At 72.1% G+C, this 17,528-nt stretch carries 15 protein-coding genes; 7 read left to right on the top strand and 8 right to left on the bottom strand.

Features of this window, described 5'->3' with window-relative positions:
• Positions 1 to 152 precede the first annotated feature (152 nt).
• Together ACZ6WH_RS15200 and ACZ6WH_RS15195 are read right to left on the bottom strand one after the other, a co-directional pair.
• Positions 153 to 1,481, bottom strand: coding sequence for an SWIM zinc finger family protein (locus ACZ6WH_RS15200; protein WP_469728699.1), 1,329 nt, complete (start codon positions 1,479 to 1,481; stop codon positions 153 to 155).
• Positions 1,478 to 4,498, bottom strand: a complete 3,021-nt coding sequence (locus ACZ6WH_RS15195) for a DEAD/DEAH box helicase (protein ID WP_469728697.1) — start codon at positions 4,496 to 4,498, stop codon at positions 1,478 to 1,480. The genes ACZ6WH_RS15200 and ACZ6WH_RS15195 overlap by 4 nt, the downstream gene beginning before the upstream one ends.
• 147 nt (positions 4,499 to 4,645) lie before the next feature.
• Between ACZ6WH_RS15195 and ACZ6WH_RS15190 the strand changes: the two genes are divergently transcribed.
• On the top strand, positions 4,646 to 4,828 hold the full coding sequence (locus tag ACZ6WH_RS15190; RefSeq protein WP_469728695.1) for a hypothetical protein: 183 nt from the start codon (positions 4,646 to 4,648) through the stop codon (positions 4,826 to 4,828).
• 227 nt (positions 4,829 to 5,055) lie between these two features.
• On the opposite strand, the gene ACZ6WH_RS15185 is transcribed toward ACZ6WH_RS15190, so the two are convergent.
• A complete protein-coding gene (locus tag ACZ6WH_RS15185) occupies positions 5,056 to 5,868 on the bottom strand; it encodes a hypothetical protein (RefSeq protein WP_432860975.1) in 813 nt (270 codons plus the stop codon).
• Positions 5,869 to 5,999: 131 nt separating this feature from the next.
• Positions 6,000 to 6,266: a hypothetical protein gene (locus tag ACZ6WH_RS15180; RefSeq protein WP_469728693.1), complete on the bottom strand. Its 267-nt coding sequence runs from the start codon at positions 6,264 to 6,266 to the stop codon at positions 6,000 to 6,002.
• A gap of 139 nt (positions 6,267 to 6,405) precedes the next feature.
• Here ACZ6WH_RS15180 and ACZ6WH_RS15175 point away from each other — a divergent pair, with 139 nt between their 5' ends.
• Complete coding sequence (locus tag ACZ6WH_RS15175; RefSeq protein ID WP_469728692.1) at positions 6,406 to 7,305, top strand: oxygenase MpaB family protein; 900 nt, start codon at positions 6,406 to 6,408, stop codon at positions 7,303 to 7,305.
• A gap of 41 nt (positions 7,306 to 7,346) precedes the next feature.
• Here ACZ6WH_RS15175 and ACZ6WH_RS15170 read toward each other — a convergent pair whose 3' ends face one another.
• Complete coding sequence (locus ACZ6WH_RS15170) at positions 7,347 to 7,994, bottom strand: class I SAM-dependent methyltransferase (RefSeq protein WP_469728690.1); 648 nt, start codon at positions 7,992 to 7,994, stop codon at positions 7,347 to 7,349.
• A 317-nt stretch (positions 7,995 to 8,311) separates the two neighbouring features.
• Between ACZ6WH_RS15170 and ACZ6WH_RS15165 the strand changes: the two genes are divergently transcribed.
• From ACZ6WH_RS15165 to ACZ6WH_RS15155, 3 genes are all read left to right on the top strand, one after another.
• A complete protein-coding gene (locus ACZ6WH_RS15165; protein ID WP_469728689.1) occupies positions 8,312 to 10,477 on the top strand; it encodes a sensor histidine kinase in 2,166 nt (721 codons plus the stop codon).
• Positions 10,477 to 10,899, top strand: coding sequence for a roadblock/LC7 domain-containing protein (locus tag ACZ6WH_RS15160; protein WP_469728687.1), 423 nt, complete (start codon positions 10,477 to 10,479; stop codon positions 10,897 to 10,899). The genes ACZ6WH_RS15165 and ACZ6WH_RS15160 overlap by 1 nt, the downstream gene beginning before the upstream one ends.
• A 243-nt stretch (positions 10,900 to 11,142) precedes the next feature.
• Entirely contained in the window at positions 11,143 to 11,757 is a 615-nt protein-coding gene (locus ACZ6WH_RS15155; RefSeq protein WP_469728685.1) for a GTP-binding protein, read from the top strand.
• Between the two features lie 23 nt (positions 11,758 to 11,780).
• Here the strand turns inward: ACZ6WH_RS15155 and ACZ6WH_RS15150 are convergent, their stop codons facing one another.
• The gene (locus ACZ6WH_RS15150; RefSeq protein WP_469728683.1) at positions 11,781 to 12,209 is read right to left on the bottom strand and encodes a PPOX class F420-dependent oxidoreductase; all 429 of its coding nucleotides are present in this window, start codon (positions 12,207 to 12,209) and stop codon (positions 11,781 to 11,783) included.
• Between the two features lie 164 nt (positions 12,210 to 12,373).
• Here ACZ6WH_RS15150 and ACZ6WH_RS15145 point away from each other — a divergent pair, with 164 nt between their 5' ends.
• Positions 12,374 to 12,781, top strand: coding sequence for a roadblock/LC7 domain-containing protein (locus ACZ6WH_RS15145; protein ID WP_361568405.1), 408 nt, complete (start codon positions 12,374 to 12,376; stop codon positions 12,779 to 12,781).
• An 80-nt stretch (positions 12,782 to 12,861) separates the two neighbouring features.
• On the top strand, positions 12,862 to 14,058 hold the full coding sequence (locus tag ACZ6WH_RS15140; RefSeq protein WP_469728680.1) for a DUF6397 family protein: 1,197 nt from the start codon (positions 12,862 to 12,864) through the stop codon (positions 14,056 to 14,058).
• Here the strand turns inward: ACZ6WH_RS15140 and ACZ6WH_RS15135 are convergent.
• Together ACZ6WH_RS15135 and ACZ6WH_RS15130 are read right to left on the bottom strand one after the other, a co-directional pair.
• Positions 13,989 to 14,858 carry an acyl-CoA thioesterase gene (locus ACZ6WH_RS15135; RefSeq protein WP_469728679.1) on the bottom strand — a complete coding sequence of 290 codons (870 nt, stop codon included), beginning with the start codon at positions 14,856 to 14,858 and terminating at the stop codon, positions 13,989 to 13,991. The genes ACZ6WH_RS15140 and ACZ6WH_RS15135 overlap by 70 nt on opposite strands.
• Before the next feature lie 124 nt (positions 14,859 to 14,982).
• Positions 14,983 to 17,496: a DEAD/DEAH box helicase gene (locus tag ACZ6WH_RS15130; protein WP_469728677.1), complete on the bottom strand. Its 2,514-nt coding sequence runs from the start codon at positions 17,494 to 17,496 to the stop codon at positions 14,983 to 14,985.
• Positions 17,497 to 17,528 lie beyond the last annotated feature (32 nt).

Below are 17,528 nucleotides of genomic sequence, written 5' to 3'. Positions count from 1 at the left end.
CATGACGGTTGCCGGGGCGGGTGTCGACGCAATTCCGGCGGAACGGCCGCGGGGACGGACTCGCCGATATGCGACCGGTGTACTCAACGGAGCCGGTGGGGGCCGGGCCCGAGGGCCCTGCGTCTGCTCGGCCCCCGGGCCCCGCTCTCCGTCTACCCCGAGGCAGGCTCCTCGGCCGCCCCGGTGAGGGACGCCAGTGCCGCTGCCGGGTCCTCGTCGGGCGGCCCCGAAGGCAGCCAGCGCCCCTGCTCCTTGCGGTACGGCCACCAGCGTCCGTCCCGGCCCAGCCGCAGCTGCGTACCGGTGCCGACCACCGTCCAACGGTTGCGCGAGGCCCGCATCCGGGGCCGGTCCGCCTCGTCTTCCCAAGCGGCGGCGAGCCCGGTGGTGGCGCGAGCCAACTCCTCGGCCCCGGGCGTCCACTCCTCCTCCAGCACCGCAAGCGCCGCCGGGCCGCCCTGCCGCCACGCCCGTACGGCAGCAGCTAGCCCCTTGGCGTCCCGCCCGGAGCCCGCGGCCAGCCGCGCGGCGACCGTGGCGGGCGGCCCTGCCGCCACGAGCCGCACCGCGTCCTCGGAGAGCGTCGGCTCGGCCGGCGGCGGGGTGTCGGCGTGCCGACCCGACAGCGCCTCGGCGAGGTGCCTTCTGGCCCGCTCCGCGGTGTTCCCGATCAGGAACTCCAGTGCCGGTGCGTCGATCCCGGAAGCGGGCGGGGTGCCGCCGCCCAGCGCCGGCACGGCACCCACCCCCTCCACCCGGGGCGGTGGCGCCGGCAGCGGGGCCAGGCCCTCCTGAGCCGCGAATGCCTTGGCCGCCGCCACACCGGACTCGGCAACCGTTACGCCCCCGGGTGCCTCGGCCGCTTCCGGCACGTAGGCCTGCGCGCGTGCGGCGCTCCGTTCCTGGAGCTCGCCGAGCAGCTCCTCCTCGCCGCGCCCGCGCAACAGGAGCAGCACGAACGGATCCTGGTCCAGCAGCCGCGCCATCTGGTAGCTGAGCGCCGCGGTATGGGCGCAGTGGTCCCATGCCTCACAGTCGCAGGAAGGTTCCAGATCCCCGATGCCGGGGAGCAGTTCGATGCCGGCCGCCGCCGCGTCCTCGACGAGCTGGGGTGGCATGTCGCGGTCCAGCAGCGCCGCGATGTGCCCCGCCCGGTCGGCGATCAGGTCCAGCAGGCGGTCCCATTCCGATGCGCTCAGCTCCTGGACCAGCACGTCCGAACGGTGCGCGGTGCGGTCGCGGTCCTGTACGACGGCGGTGATGCGGCCCGGCCGTACGGACACCGCGCCCACGGCACCCGCACGGGCGTGCCGGCGGCCCAGCTTCAGTTGCTGGGTGTCCAGCGCGGTGTCCTCCAGCGCCTTCAGCCAGGCCTGCCCCCACCAGGTGCGGGCGAAGCCGCGCCCATGGGCGGGCGGCAGCGCTTCGAAGGTCCGCGCGTCGCGGTAGGTGTCGTCCTCGTCGCTGTGGAAGTCGCTCATCGTTCGCCCCCTCGGAGCTCCACCAGCTCCGCCAGTTCCGCGTCGGTCAGTTCGGTGAGTGCGGCCTCGCCCGCCCCCAGTACCGCGTCCGCGAGGCGCTGCTTGCGGGCGAGCATGTCGGCGATCCGGTCCTCCACCGTGCCCTCGGCGATCATGCGGTGCACCTGTACCGGCCTGGTCTGTCCCATTCGATGGGCGCGGTCGGTGGCCTGTGCCTCGACGGCGGGGTTCCACCAGCGGTCGAAGTGCACGACGTGCGAGGCCCGGGTGAGGTTCAGCCCCGTGCCCGCGGCCTTCAGGGACAGCAGGAAGACCGGTACGCCGCCGTCCTGGAAGCGGCGCACCATCTCCTCCCGCCGTGCGACGGGCGTGCCACCGTGCAGCAGCTGAGTGGCCACCCCGCGTGCCGCCAGGTGCCCCTCCAGAAGACGCGCCATCCGTACGTACTGCGTGAAGACCAGCACGCCGGCCCCTTCGGCGAGCAGCGTGTCCAGGAGCTCGTCCAGCAGCTCGACCTTGCCCGAGCGCTCCGCGAACCGCCGCGCACGCTGTCCGTCGGCGCCGTCCTCCTTGAGGTACTGCGCCGGGTGGTTGCAGATCTGCTTCAGCGAGGTCAGCAGCTTGACGACCAGGCCGTGGCGGGCGAATCCGTCCGTTCCGGCGATGTCGGCCAGCCCCTCGCGGACCACCGCCTCGTACAGCCCGGCCTGTTCCGCCGTGAGTGCCACCGCGCGGTCGGTCTCGGTCTTGGGCGGCAGCTCGGGAGCGATGCCCGGATCGGTCTTGCGGCGGCGCAGCAGGAACGGCCGCACCAGCCGGGCCAGCCGCTCGGCAGCGGCCGGGTCGGCACCGCCCTCGACCGCTTGGGCGTACCGCGTGCGGAAGCGGCCCAGGGGCCCCAGGAGGCCCGGTGTGGTCCAGTCGAGGATCGCCCACAGCTCGGAGAGGTTGTTCTCCACCGGGGTGCCGGTCAGCGCGACCCGGGCCCGGGCCGGCAGCGTCCGCAGCTGCCGCGCGGTCGCGGAGAACGGATTCTTCACATGCTGGGCCTCGTCGGCCACGACCATGCCCCAGTGCACGCCGGCCAGTTTCCCGGCGTCCACCCGCATCGTGCCGTACGTGGTGAGCACGAACTCGTCGTCCGCCAGGTCCGAGAGATCACGCTGCCCGGCGTGGAAGCGGCGCACGGGCGTACCGGGTGCGAACCTCGCGATCTCGCGCTGCCAGTTGCCCATCAGGGAGGTCGGGCAGACCACCAGCGTCGGGCCGGCGGCTGCCGCGTCCGCCCGTCGGTGCAGGTGGAGCGCGATCAGTGTGATCGTCTTGCCCAGCCCCATGTCGTCGGCCAGGCAGCACCCGAGGCCGAGTGACGTCATACGGTGCAGCCAGCCCAGCCCGCGCAACTGATAGTCGCGCAGCGTCGCGGCGAGCGCGGCGGGCTGCTCGGGAGCGTCGCTCCCGGAGTGCTCGGGGGCGGCGAGCCTGTCGCGCAACTCCCGCAGCAGGCCGGATGCCTGCACCTCCAGCTGCTCGCCGTCTCCGCCGTCGACCGTCCCCGTGAGCGCCGCACCCAGTGCGTCCATGGGCGCGACCTTCCGGTCCCGCCTCTCGTGCGCGGTGCGCAGCGCTTCGGGGGCGACGAGCACCCACTGGTCCTGCAGCCGTACGAGGGGCCGCCCGGCCTCCGCCAAGCGGTCCAGCTCGGTCCGGCTCAGCTCGTGCTCCCCGACGGCGAACCGCCAGCTGAACGACAGCAGCGCATCGGCCGACAGCAGCGACGGCAGCCCGGACTCGGTGCGGTCCGGTGCCACGTCCGAGGAGTCCGCCGCATCCGACGGGCCCACGACGGCCCGTGTGGTCAGGCTCCGGGCGAGACTCCTGGGCCAGTGCACCTGGACCCCTGCGGCCGCGAGTGCCCGGGCCCCGGGGCCGAGCAGCTCGCCGATCTCCTCCTCGGCGAGGTCGAGGGCGTCCGGTACGGCGGCGGAGAGCAGTGGGGACAGCGGCGCCCACGCGGAGGCCGCGCGCCGCAGCGTCAGCAGGGAGTCGGTACGCGCGCGTGCCCCGAAGGCCCGCCCCGCGGGAGAGTCGCCGGCCCACACCTCGGAGACGTCGGCGACCAGCGTCGGGTCGGTCAGGCTGTGCAACTGGAGTACGGCGGTGAACCGGGGACGGGCGGGGGAGTCCCCCGCGGCGCCGGAGAACCTCTCCCCACGGCCGCCGGAGGGCCTGTCACGGGCGATGGCAGCCGCGTCCGCATCGCTGTCGTCCGCGGCGTCGTCCAGCCCGGAGACCGCGGGGTCGTCCAGCCCCGAGACCTCGATGCGAAGCGACAGGCGCACCCCGGCGTCGTGCCCCGCCGCCACATCGGCAGCCCAGGCCCGCTGCTCGGGGAGGTACTGCGGGAGCGCCGCCGCGTAAGCCGGTCCGCCCAGAGCCGTCCCGGCCGCGGGCGAACGCGGCAGTTCGTCGGCCACGGCGTCCAGGAACGAGCGCAACAGCCGCTCCGGCTCGGGCAGCCGCACCGGATCGCTTCCGGGGAGCGGCGTGGCGTGCGCGTACGGAGGCATCACGGCCGACAGCTCCCGTATGCGGGCCAGGTCGGACGGTTCGAGGGGGCCGCATCGCCAGGCGTCGTGATCGCCCGGGCTCAGCCCGGGGAGCAGTTTGCCGCGCGCCACCAGGTGCAGCGCGATCAGAGAGGCGGTGCCCCAGAAGGCCGCGGCCGGGTGCGCTGTACGGGAGGCGCGGGCCCGGGTCAGTACGGGGAGCGCGGTGCCGACGGGCAGCAGGAGGGCGGGCACCTCCCGGGTGAGGACCCGGCCTCCTTCGGCGAGGGCCACCGTCAGTTCCTCCAGGGCCGCGCCGTCCGGAGGGGAGCCCTCGGACAGCGGCTCGCCGCCCGGCCGCCAGAACGCGATCCGCCCCGTACGCGGTGGATCACCTGGCACGTAAGTGGCGGCGCACCGGGAGAGGCCGGCGATCCGGTCGAGGCTGAGCGCGGGAAGGGCTGGCACGTGCCGTCGGCTCCTCAAGTTTGACTACCTGCCTTTGGAGCGGCCGAGGGTACAGCACGATCCGGGCTTGCGTGGAACCTCCGGCGCCGATCCGGCGTTCAATGGAAGACAACGGACGCGGCATCCGCCGCGGAAAGGTCGTGAAGGATGTCCACTCGTGCGAAGGTCGCCGTCGGCGGTGTGGCGGCAGGCGTGATCCTGCTGTGGCTGCTGCCGTTCTGGGCGGCGTTGCTTGTCATGATCGGAGTTCCGGCGATCGCCTATCTGACGCTGGACTCCTCGCAGCGGCGGCGGCTGCGCCGCGTCTCCCGCAAGGAGCTGGGCCGCTGAACGTCCCGGGCGCCTCGGAGACGGGCCGAGCGCCCCGCGGGCAGGGCTCGGGTGATTCGACCGCCTGAGGACCCGGTGTCCGACGGGAGGACAGCATCGGGGCCCGGCCGCGGCTGGGCGTGTCCGGCGATCCGGCCGACCGGGACGCCGAGCGGCGGCCCCGCCGCGTACGGGGCCACGCGGTCGGGCCGCGGCCCGTGGTCCACGGAGGAGTGAGCCGAGCCGCCTCAGGCCGGCCGGGCCGCCATCGCGTCCAGCGACTGCAGCAGACCGGGGAGCTCCGGGCCGCGGCCCACCGGCAGGACCTCACCCGGCTCGTCGTCCAGCAGCACGAAGGCGATGTCGTCGGTCCGCGCGACCATGCTCCAGCCCGGCCCGTCCACCCGCAACGTGCGCGCCTCACCGGCCGCGAACGACGAGCGCACCCGCCCGGGCGGCGGAGGCTGCTGCACGTACCCCCGCGCCTCGTCCAGCACCCGGCGTACTCCCGGGTGCGGCTTGCTGCCGGGCTCGACGAAGGTGACCTCGCCGTCGACCTGCTCGCGCCACGCGGCCCACTGCAGCGCGATCTCGTCCGCACCGAGGCGCCGTTGGGCAGGCCCCCACTCCAGCGCGTCCGGCGGCGTCAGCGGCTCCGGATCGCCCTCCTCCGGCGCCGGGTCGTGGGGCGCCGGCACCCCGGGCGCCGCCACCGCGAGCGCGAGCGGCCAGCCAGGCAGCGCGGCGACGATGCTGTTCTCGTCGGGGGAGAGGTCGTACTCCATACCGCAGTCCCAGGCGGCTATCGCACAGGCGACCAGGGTGACGTCCTCCGTCGCGACGGTCCAGCGCGCACCCCGGCCGTCCTGCCCGAGCACCAGCCCGTAACCCTCTTCGTACGGTTCCAGGCGCAGCTTGGCGCAGACCTCGGGATAGTCGTCACCCAGCACACTCGGGAACTGCCCGGGCGTCAGCAACACGGCCGTCAGTACGAACAGCTGGTCGTCATCGACCTCGCCGGCGCCGATGCCGTCACCGACTGCGCCCTCCGTCGCGGACACTCGGGCCTCCCACTCGCTCGCGGCCGGAGAAAGCTGCCGACCACACAGATCATGTTGTCGGCGCACCTTAATTGGCCGGACAGGCGCTTGTCACGGCCTCGGTGCCCGCTTCCGGTGGGAGCCGGTACCGCTCAGGCGGCCGGCAGGCTGAGCAGGTCCCTGGCCACCTCGTGCGGCGACTGGCGGCGCTCCCGTGCGAGCGCGATCAGCGCACGGCAGGCCAGTTCGTTGATCCCGAAGGCGAGGGCCTCCGGTGACACCCAGTCCGCCGCCTCGGCTTCCCGGTCCTCGTCCCCCTCGGCGCACGCCGCCACGTGCGCGGCGGCCGCTTCGAAGAGGTTGTGCGGGCCCTTCTTGCCCCGTTCCCGCTCCGGACGCGGCTCTCTGGGCCCGAACATGTTCCGGGGCAGACGGGACCGGAGTCTACGGAGGAGGTCGGTCATCATTCCCCCAACGGGTGGAGAGAGTGTGCGGCCTTCCAAGTCTCCCCTGTCCACGTACTGTTGGACCTTCCTCGACGGAAGGGACGGTGCTCTCGTGGGGCGTTACGATCTGCTCAAGGAGATCCAGCGGCTGGACCCGGAAAAGGACTACCTGCGGATCTTCCGCATCACTGTGACGCACGAGTTCCCATGGGACGTCACCAGAGCGCTTGAACTCGCTCTCTACCGGACATACGCCGTCCCCAGCATCGGCCGTCTGCTCGCACAGACCGCCGAGATGACCGAGCGTACGCAGAAGCGCTACGACGACACCGCGCTCCTACTGGACTCGGTTGTCGAGCACGGCTTCGAGACCGAGGACGGCCGCACGGCCATCCGGCGCATCAATCAGATGCACCGCAGCTACGACATCAGCAATGACGACATGCGCTATGTGCTGTGCACGTTCGTGGTCGTGCCGAAGCGCTGGATCGATCAGTACGGCTGGCGGCGGCTGTGCGAGCACGAGAAGCGCGCGATGGCGGCGTACTACCGGAGGCTCGGCGAGCACATGGGGATCAGCGAGGTGCCCCGGACCTACCAGGAGTTCGAACGCTGCCTGGACGACTACGAGCACGAGCACTTCGGCTGGGACCAGGGCGGCAGGCGTGTCTCCGACGCCTCGCTCGACCTGATGGCCGGTTGGTACGGCCCGCTCGCCCCCGCCGTGCGCGCCGCAAGCAAGGCGCTGCTGGACGACGCCCTGCTGGAGGCCTTCCGCTACGAGCGGCCGCACCCGGCTGTCCAAGGGGCCGTGCGTGGCGCGCTGCGGCTGCGGGCCAAGGCCGTCCGCCTGCTGCCGCCGCGCCGCACACCGCACTACGCCCGGCAGAACCCGGAGATCAAGGGCTATCCGAACGGCTACCGCATCGCCGAGCTCGGTACCTTCCCCGAGAGGCGGCGGAGCGGCCCGGGATGCCCGGTGCCGCACACCCGCGGCGCGGCGACGCCGTGAGCGGGTGCGCCGCCGCCGGGTCGGCGCACCCCGATGCGCGGTCAGCCCTGCCGTACGGCCAGCGCCAGGTAGCGCGCGTCCTCGTCCACGTACCGGACGAGCTCCCAGCCGCTGCCGGCCAGCAGCGGCCGCAGATTCGGTTCCGCGCGCAGGTCGTCCGGGGTGAGCGGGCGTCCCTTACGGGCGGCGAGGGCGGCCCGGCCGACCGGATGGAAGAGCGCCAGCCGCCCTCCCGGCCGGACCACCCTGGCCAGTTCGGCGAGGTCGCGGGCAGGGTCCCCCAGATGTGAGATCAGCCCGGCCGCGAAGACCGAGTCCAGCACGCCGTCGCGGACCGGCAGCGCCGAGACGTCCGCGTGCAGCAGGGCCGCCTCCGCGCCCCGTCCGGCCCGTACCGCCGCCTCCAGCATCTCCGGCGTGAGATCGGCCCCGAGCACCACGCCGGACGCTCCTACGGCCGCACGCAGCGCCGGCAGCGCCCGCCCCGTGCCGCACCCGGCGTCCAGCACACGGTCGCCCGCCCGCAGGCCCAGCTCCGCGACGCCCGCGGCGTACGCCGGCCCGTCGTCGGGGAAGCGGGCGTCCCAGTCCCGCGCCCGCTGCCCGAAGAACTCCCGTACGTCGTGCGACCCGTGGCCGGAGCGGTCACGGCCACCGCCCGCCCGGGTGCTGTCACTGAATTCGCTCATGGTGACGACATGATCCCCCATGGGCCGGACGGTGTGGTGTTCCGTATCCCACAACGACCGGAACATCCGTACGGCGCACACGTTCGGGCAAGGGCCGATCGGGCGCTGGCAAGGCCCGTCAAATGACAGCACTTCTGAACTGCGTGCCCGGTGTGTCGTCCCGGCAGGTCTAGCGTCCCGGAGCCATGGGACACCTGGACGACGCCGCCCCCGGCCGGCCCCCGACCGGTCGCGGAGCACACGGGGAGCGGAGGGGCCGTGGCCGCCGCCCCTGTACGGTCCGCGCCCGCCTCGTCCGCCTGCTCATCGTCCCCCTCGTGGCCCTCCTCGTGCTTCTGGGCGCCGTGACGGCCGACGCATTGCATGACGCGTCGACAGCAAGCCAGGCGCGGCACATCGATGCCGAGATCCGCCTTCCCCTGCATGAGCTGGTGCGTGCGCTCCAGGAGGAACGCCGGGCGGCCGTCGCCTACCTGGCGGCTCCCACCCGGGCCCGCGAGGACGCCTTCGTGAGGCGCGCCGGGAAGACCACGAGGACCGCCGCGCGGCTGCGGCTCGACGGCCGGCACAGGGCCGCGGAGAGCACTCGGCTCCCGAACCGCGCGGCGGACCGCCTGGCGGCCTTCACCGCGAGGCTGGACGCCTTGAGGAAGCAGCGCCGACCGACGACGGAACGCTCCCTCACCTGGCCGCAGGCGTACGGGCGCTACACATCTGCCGTCGCGTCGGCTCTCGCCCTCGACGCGGCACTGGGCGGCGCGGCGGCCACCCCGCTGCTGACCCGGGCCCGCGAACTGCTCGCCCAGGAGGACGCCGTCCTCGCTGCCGCCGACCTCACCGGCACGCTCGACAAGGAGGAGCAGCGGTCGTTCACCGGCACGGTGGCGGCGCGGCGCCTCATGGAACGCATCGTCACAGAGCACCTGCCCGACGACGCGGCCACGGAGTGGCGCACGATCGCTGCAGGCAGGGCGCATGCCGATGTGCGCGCCATGGAGAACGCGGTGAGCGCCGCCGCCCCGGGACGTGACGCGGCACGGGCCGCCCCGAGGGGCCGCTGGCAGCCCTCCTACGAGGCACTGCGGCGCGATGCGAACGACTTCGAGGAGGGCGTGGGCAAGGGAGTCGCAGATGGTCATGGCCCCTCCGTGTACGGAGTTCCGGCCTCCACGGGGGTGGTCATCGGACTCGGACTCGTGGCGCTCGTCCTCTCCTCGGTCGTCTCCGTACGGGTCGGTTGCGGCCTGACCCGGGACCTCACCGCGCTGCGTGACGAGGCACTCGACATGGCCCGGCGGGAACTCCCGGATACGCTGCGCGAAGCCCACCAGGGACGACAGGCCGGCGTTTCCGCCGAACCTGCCGGTGACTCCCAGGACCCGCCCGCAGCCGACTCCTCGGGCACGCCCGCCGCCGATGAGGTCAGCCAGGTCCGAGCGGCGCTGGAGAGCGTGCGCCGGGCAGCGCGGGACGCAGCGGTGGAACATGCCGCGGCGGCCGACGCCGTCAACGGTGTCTTCGTGAACCTCGCCCGCCGCGGCCAGGTGCTCCTCCATCGCCAGCTCGCCCTGCTGGACAGCATGGAGCGCCGCTCCCAGGACCCGGCCGAACTCGGCGACCTCTTCCGGCTCGACCACCTCACCACCCGTATGCGACGCCACGCGGAGAGCCTGATCATCCTGTCCGGCGCCGCACCGGGACGCGCCTGGCGGTCACCGGTACCGCTCACGGATGTCGTGCGCGCCGCGGTCTCGGAGATCGAGGACTACGCGCGCATCGAAGTACGGCGCCTCCCCGCCGGCGCGGTACCGGGCGGCGTGGTCGCCGACCTCACCCACCTGCTGGCCGAACTCATCGAGAACGCGGCGCAGTTCTCACCCCCGCACACCAAGGTGCGGGTGCACGGCGAACAGGTCGGTACCGGCCACGTCCTGGAGATCGAGGACCGTGGGCTCGGCATGGCGGAGGAAGCGCTGGAGGAGGCCAACCGCCGCATCGCGCAGACCGGAACGCCCGCCCCCGCCGACAGCGACCGGCTGGGCCTCTTCGTGGCGAGCCGGCTGGCCTCCCGGCACGGCGTACGCGTCGTGCTGCGTCCTTCGGTGTACGGCGGCACGACGGCGGTGGTGCTGCTGCCGAACGCCCTCGTGCACGGCGCCGAGCCCCCGGAACGCATCGACTCCGCCCCCGGCCCGGTCCTCGACGCGCCACTGGAACGCGTACGGGCGCATGTCGGACGCCTGGCCGACCGCGCACTGGAGCCGTCGGCGAACGAGGCCGCGGTGGCCCCGCCCGACGGTACGGACGGCCTTCCGCGCCGCATACGGCAGCGCAGTCTGGCCGGGCGGCTGCGCGAGACGCCGCCCGCGGAGACGGGCCCGCTGCCAGAGACGGGGCCCACGGTCTCCCCGGAAGAGGCGCGTACCCGCATGACCGCCTACCACCAGGGCTGGGCGCGCGGCTCCACGAAGGGAGAACCCTGATGCACGAGGAACGAGCGAGTCGCGCACCACTGAGCGCCAGGGACCGCCTCAGCCGGTTGTTGGACGACCTGACAGACCGAGTGCCGGAGGTCCGGCACGCCGTGGTGCTCGGCGGCGACGACACGGTCGCCGGGGCCTCCGGCTCGCTGCTGCGGGAGGACGCCGATCACCTGGCGGCCGTCGCCTCGGGATTCCACAGCCTGGCCAGGGGGACGGGGTGGCACTTCTCCTCCGGAGAGCTGCGCCGGACGATGGTGGAGATGGAGAGCGGTTACTTGGTCGTCGCCGCGGTCGGGGACGGCGCGTGCCTGGCGGTGCTGAGCGTGCCGGGCGCCGACATCGGGGTGGTCGCTTACGAGACGGCGTCCCTCGTCCAGGGTGTGGCGGAACACCTGCGCATCGCGTCGCATTTCGCCACATGAGCCGGGCGACAGTCGTGACGGGCGGGACGACTGTGATCCAGTTCACCGAATCACCCCGCGCCGCGGCACAAGAGGGGTTACGGTCCTGCCGTGTGACTCCCGGGGGGCCTGAGACGGTCCACCGGAACGGTCCACCGAAGCCGGGCGTCCCGGCGCACGCCGGGCTCCGGCACCCATGAACGCGAGCACCTTCACCCGCGCGTACTCCTGACGCGCCCATCGCTTCCTGGAGGACAAGTACCGATGGATCCCGTGGACGCGCACTCCGAAACGGTGCGGGACGAGGCCGACATGGCCTTGAAGATCCTGATAGCGGGCGGCTTCGGAGTCGGGAAGACGACCCTGGTCGGGTCGGTCAGCGAAATCCGCCCGCTGCGCACGGAGGAGTACCTCAGCGAAGTGGGTGAGGCGGTGGACGACACCCGCGGTGTCGACCGCAAGGCCACCACCACGGTGGCGATGGACTTCGGCCGGATCACCATCAGGCAGGGCCTGTCGCTGTACCTCTTCGGGACGCCCGGGCAGGACCGCTTCTGGTTCCTGTGGGACGACCTCTCCGCGGGCGCGCTGGGCGCCGTGGTCCTCGCCGACACCCGAAGACTGGCGGACTGCTTCCCGGCCGTGGACTACTTCGAGAACCGCCGGGTGCCGTTCCTCGTGGCCGTCAACTGCTTCCCCGGCGCCCGCGACTACGGCGCGGACGACGTGTCACGGGCGCTGGACCTGGACAGCGCTACGCCGGTGGTGCTGTGCGACGCTCGTGACCGCGACTCCGGCAAGGAAGTCCTCATCCGGCTGGTCGAGCACGCGGGGCGGATGCACACGGCCCGCATGCTCGACACGGCGAGCCGGCCGTAGGCGCTGCCAGGGGCCGGCCGGGCTCAGTCCGCGATCTCCGCCAGCGCCACCGCTTTGTCGACCTGGACCCGCACCAGCAGCTCCCCGGCCACGCCGTTGCGTGCCCCGTACTCCTCGGCACGGTCCTCGCCCATGTAACGCGCGGCGATCCGTGCCGCCCAGGCACGTACCTCCGACAGCTCCTCGCTCACGCGCGCTCGCCCCTCGAGCACGACGAAGTCGAACGGCGGCCGGTCGTCGTCCACGCACAGGGCCAGCCGGCCGTCCCGGATCAGGTTCTGTCCCTTCACGGTCTTCGCGCCGGTATTGAACACCACGTCGTCGCCGTCCAGCAGGAACCACACGGGGGCGACGTGCGGCCTCCCGTCGGCTCGTACGGTCGCCAGCTTGCCCGTGCGGGTACCGGCGGAGACGAACGCCTGCCACTCGTCCTTGGTCATCTTTCGCGCCATGGGCTCATCCTGCGGTATCCGGCCCGTGAGCGGCAGGAGGACGCGCGTCGACGTGTCCGGGCCGCTTGCCGAGACGGCAGAGGTGAGCGAGGCTGACACAGCGGCGCGCGACAGGTGGTGCCGCAGCCCAGTAGGTAGCACGGTGTTACGGGGAGGAAGCGGGAATGGCACTGAGCAGCGGACTGGACTGGCTGCTGGACGACCTGACACGACGCGTCGATCAGGTGCGGCACGCACTCGTGCTCTCCAACGACGGCTTGGTCACGGGGGCGAGCGAGGGACTGGCACGGGAGGACGCCGAACATCTGGCGGCAGTCGCTTCCGGGCTGCACAGCCTGGCCAAGGGGTCAGGGCAGCAGTTCCGGGCGGGCCGGGTGCGGCAGACCATGGTCGAATTCGACGACGGAGTGCTGTTCGTGACGGCGGCGGGTGACGGCAGTTGCCTGTGCGTGCTGTCCGAGGCCGAATCCGACCTGGGGCAGATCGCGTACGAAATGACGCTGTTGGTCAACCGGGTCGGTGAACATCTCGCCGTGGCGGCGCGGCAGCCGGAAAGTTATCCACAGGTCTGAGGCGGGGGTTGACCCGCTGTCACACCTCGCGGCTACAGTCGTGACTGTCAGTAATTGGACTGTAGCGGGGGAGAAGTGACATGACCGTGAGGTATGAGGGCTCGGAAACGCTCGCGATGGGGCGGGCGGCCCGGGAACTGGGGTTGAAAACCGGCGAGTTCGACCTCGCCGTGCAGCTCGACGAGGTAGGTACGGTACCGCCGGGGCCGGGCGACGCGTCCGGCCGACGGCGGGTGCCGGCGGCGGAGATCGAGCGGCTGCAGGAAGAAAAGGGATTCCCCGACACCCTGCGTGAGCGGATCCGGGTCGTCGGCGCGACGGAGGGCGCCGCGCTGATGGGCATCGCTCCCGGCAGGTTCCTCCGCTTGGCCAGGGCGGGATGCTTCGGCCCTGTCCGCTTTTATGTGAACCGCTACGGCGCGATCGTGTGGCAGTACCTGGCAGCCGAGCTGTCGGCCTTCGCCGGCAGGGAATGCAGCCTCATCCATGGCCCCACGCCGCCGCCCATGCGGGCGCTGCTCTGCTCCGGCCAGGACTGGCGGGGCAGGCTGTGGCGGAGCCGGCGTGTGGCGCAACTCGTGACGGACGCAGACGGGTCCTGGGCGGTGTCGGCGGTGATCGCCGCAGTGCTGCCGCCGGAGGAGCTGGCGGCACTCGTACGCGACCCGGCCGAGCGGGTCTGGCTGCGCAAGCTCAGGCCTTGCCTCTCGTCCGCGGGTGCGAACACGACCCGCACCCGTGCGGCCGTCGAACGGGCCGAGACAGCGGAGGAGTTCGACGAGGTGATGTGGTACCGCATCAGCCTCTCCCGGCAGCTCGACGCAGCCCGCCGGGAACATCCGGCCCCGGCCCTGCCCCCCTCCGCGGCGGTGCCGCCGTCCGACGCGGGGACCGGGAGTGGTGGTGAGGTACACGTCGATGAACCCACCGAGACCGGTAAAGCCGTCGAGGCCCAGGACTCCGGAGGGGCCAGGACCCCTGTAAAGGACAGGGGTCCGACCTCCGAATTGAAGGGCGATGTCCGGGGGCTGCCGGCTCCCGCCACCGTGCCTTCGCCCCGGGCCCGCCTCATCCGGGCCCGAACGGGCCCCGGCGCTCAATCCCCGGCCGGCACCCGCCCCAGGGCGGCGGTCACCGGAGGCGGTCCCGCGCGGCACGGCGCCTTCCTGGCCCGCCGCGCTCGCGCCTCTTCGGGCCGGGCCCGGGTTCAGTCGCCCAGCTTCCGGAAGAGTCCTTCCTGGACCACGGAGACGAGCAGCCTGCCCTCGCGGTCGTAGATCCGGCCGCGGGCCAGGCCCCGGGCGCCCGTCGCGATGGGCGACTCCTGGTCGTAGAGGAACCACTCATCGGCACGGAACGGCCGGTGGAACCACATCGCATGGTCGAGGGAGGCCATGTCGAAACCGCGCGGGCCCCACAGCGGTTCGATGGGGATGCGCACGGCATCCAGCAGTGTCATGTCGCTGGCGTAGGTCAGCGCGCAGGTGTGGACGAGCGGGTCGTCACCCAGCGGCCCGACCGCCCGCATCCACACGGCGCTGCGCGGCTCCGCCCCCTCGATCTCCGCCGGCCGCCACCGCAGCCGGTCGACGTAGCGGATGTCGAAGGGCTGGCGGCGGGCCATGCGTTCCAGCGCCTCGGGCAGTCCGCCCAGGTGCTCGCGGACCTCTTCGGCGACAGTGGGCAGCTCCTCGGGGGGTGGCACCACTCGGCCGATCGGAAGCTGATGCTCGAACCCCGGTTCGGGCTTGTGAAAGGAGGCGGTCAGATTGAAGATCGTGCGCCCCTGCTGGACGGCCACGACCCGGCGCGTGGTGAAGGAACGCCCGTCCCGCACCCGCTCCACCTGGTACACGATGGGCACCCCTGGCCGACCCGGCCGCAGGAAGTACGCGTGCAGCGAGTGCACGGGGCGGTCGCCTTCCGTGGTCCGCCCGGCGGCCACCAGCGCCTGCCCGGCGACCTGGCCGCCGAAGACGCGCTGCAGGGATTCCTGGGGGCTGCGCCCGCGGAAGATGTTCACCTCGATCTGTTCAAGATCGAGCAGGTCCACCAGCTTTTCTGCCGGACTGGTCATCTACGGGTGCCCTTCATCGGAGTCGGGGAGCGGTCGGAGCAGAGGCCTTCGGTCGGATCGGTGCGGTGGCCGCCGGCCGGTCGTGGGCGAACGCCCACGACCGGGGCCGGGCAGGTCATTGTGGTCAGAGCTGGCCCACGGAGGTGACCCGCACGACCGCGCGGCCCTCTTCGTCGGACGCGGCGAGGTCCACCTCGGCGGAGATGCCCCAGTCGTGGTCGCCGTTCGGGTCGGCGAACGTCTGGCGCACGCGCCACAGGCCGTGCTCCTCGTCCTCCTCGATCTGCAGGAGCTTGGGGCCCCGGGCGTCCGGGCCGGTGCCCAGGTCCTCGTACTCGTCCCAGTAGGCGTCCATCGCGTCCGCCCAGGCGTCCTCGTCCCACCCGGAGTCGGCGTCCATCTCGCCCAGCTCCTCGACCTTGTCCAGAGCCGCGAGCTCCACCCGCCGGAACATCGCGTTGCGGACGAGCACCCGGAAGGCCCGCACGTTCTTGGTGACCGGCTTGACCTCGTCGGCGTGCTCCATGGCCTCCTCGGCCGTCTCCTCCTCCGGGTTGGCGAGCTGTTCCCACTCGTCCAGGAGGCTGGAGTCGACCTGGCGGACCATTTCGCCGAGCCAGGCGATGATGTCCTCGAAGTCCTCGGACTTCAGGTCGTCGGGCACGGTGTGGTCGAGCGCCTTGTACGCGCTGGCGAGGTAGCGCAGCACGATGCCCTCGGTGCGGGCGAGCTCGTAGTAGGAGACGAACTCCGTGAAGGTCATGGCCCGCTCGTACATGTCGCGGATGACCGACTTGGGCGACAGCGGGTGGTCGCCGACCCAGGGGTGGCTGCGCCGGTAGAGGCCGTAGGCGTGGGAGAGCAACTCCTCCAGCGGCTTGGGGTACTCGACGTCCATGAGGCGCTCCATGCGGTCCTCGTACTCGACGCCGTCGGCCTTCATCTGGGCGACCGCCTCGCCCTTGGCCTTGTTCTGCTGCGCGGCCAGGATCTGCCGGGGGTCGTCCAGGGTGGACTCCACGACCGAGACCATGTCCAGCGCGTAGGAGGGCGACTCGGGGTCGAGCAGGTCGAAGGCGGCCAGCGCGAAGGTGGACAGCGGCTGGTTGAGCGCGAAGTCCTGCTGCAGGTCGACGGTGAGCCGCACGATCCGGCCCTCGGCGTCCGGCTCGTCCAGGCGCTCCACGATCCCGCCGTCCAGCAGGGAGCGGTAGATGGCGATGGCCCGCCGGATGTGCCGCAGCTGGTTCTTGCGCGACTCGTGGTTGTCCTCCAGCAGCCGGCGCATGGCCTCGAAGGCGTTGCCGGGCCGGGCGATCACGGAGAGCAGCATCGCGTGGGTGACGCGGAAGCGGGAGGTCAGCGGCTCCGGCTCGGCGGCGATCAGCTTCTCGAAGGTGTTCTGTCCCCAGTTGATGAACCCCTCGGGCGCCTTCTTCCGCACGACCTTGCGGCGCTTCTTCGGATCGTCCCCGGCCTTCGCGAGCGCCTTCTCGTTCTCGATGACATGCTCGGGCGCCTGCGCGACGACGAAGCCGGCGGTGTCGAAGCCGGCCCGCCCGGCCCGCCCTGCGATCTGGTGGAACTCACGGGCCCGCAGGGTGCGCACCCGGGTCCCGTCGTACTTCGTGAGTGCGGTGAACAGCACGGTGCGAATCGGTACGTTGACCCCCACACCGAGGGTGTCCGTCCCGCAGATCACCTTCAGCAGGCCGGCCTGGGCCAGCTTCTCCACCAGCCGTCGGTACTTCGGCAGCATGCCGGCGTGGTGCACGCCGATTCCGTGACGCACGTACCGCGAGAGGTTCTGCCCGAACTTGGTGGTGAAACGGAAATTGCCGATCAGCTTGGCAATCTCGTCCTTCTCGGCCCGGGTGCACATATTGATGCTCATCAGGGCCTGCGCCCGCTCCACGGCCGCGGCCTGTGTGAAGTGCACGATGTAGACCGGAGCCTGGTGCGTCTCGAGAAGCTCGGTCAGCGTCTCCGTCATCGGCGTCGAGCGGTACTCGTACGACAGCGGAACGGGCCGTGTCGCGGACCGTACGACCGAGGTCGGCTTGCCGGTGCGCCGCGTCAGGTCCTTCTCGAACATCGCGACGTCACCGAGCGTCGCCGACATCAGGACGAACTGCGCCTGCGGCAGTTCCAGCAGCGGGATCTGCCAGGCCCAGCCGCGATCCGGCTCGGCGTAGAAGTGGAACTCGTCCATGACGACCTGGCCGATGTCGGCGTCCTTGCCGTCCCGCAGCGCGATCGAGGCGAGCACCTCGGCGGTGCAGCAGATCACGGGGGCGTCGGCGTTCACGGAGGCGTCGCCGGTGAGCATCCCGACGTTCTCGGTGCCGAAGAGCTTGCACAGGTCGAAGAACTTCTCCGAGACCAGTGCCTTGATGGGGGCGGTATAGAAGGTGACCTGGTCGTTGGCCAGGGCGGTGAAGTGCGCGCCCGCCGCGACCAGGCTCTTACCGGAGCCGGTGGGGGTGGACAGGATGACGTTCGCCCCCGAGACCACCTCGATCAGTGCCTCCTCCTGGGCAGGGTAGAGCGAGATGCCCTGCTCTTCGGCCCAGGTCGAAAAGGCTTCGAAGAGGGCATCGGGGTCGGCGTCGTTCGGGAGATGATCGATGAGGGTCACGCCCCCATACTGCCTTCCCCGACCCCGGAAGC

It is taken from the genome of Streptomyces sp. NPDC050806, from assembly GCF_055586425.1.
The sequence above is the reverse complement of the archived record's forward strand: the minus strand, read 5'-3'. Positions and strand labels throughout refer to the sequence as shown.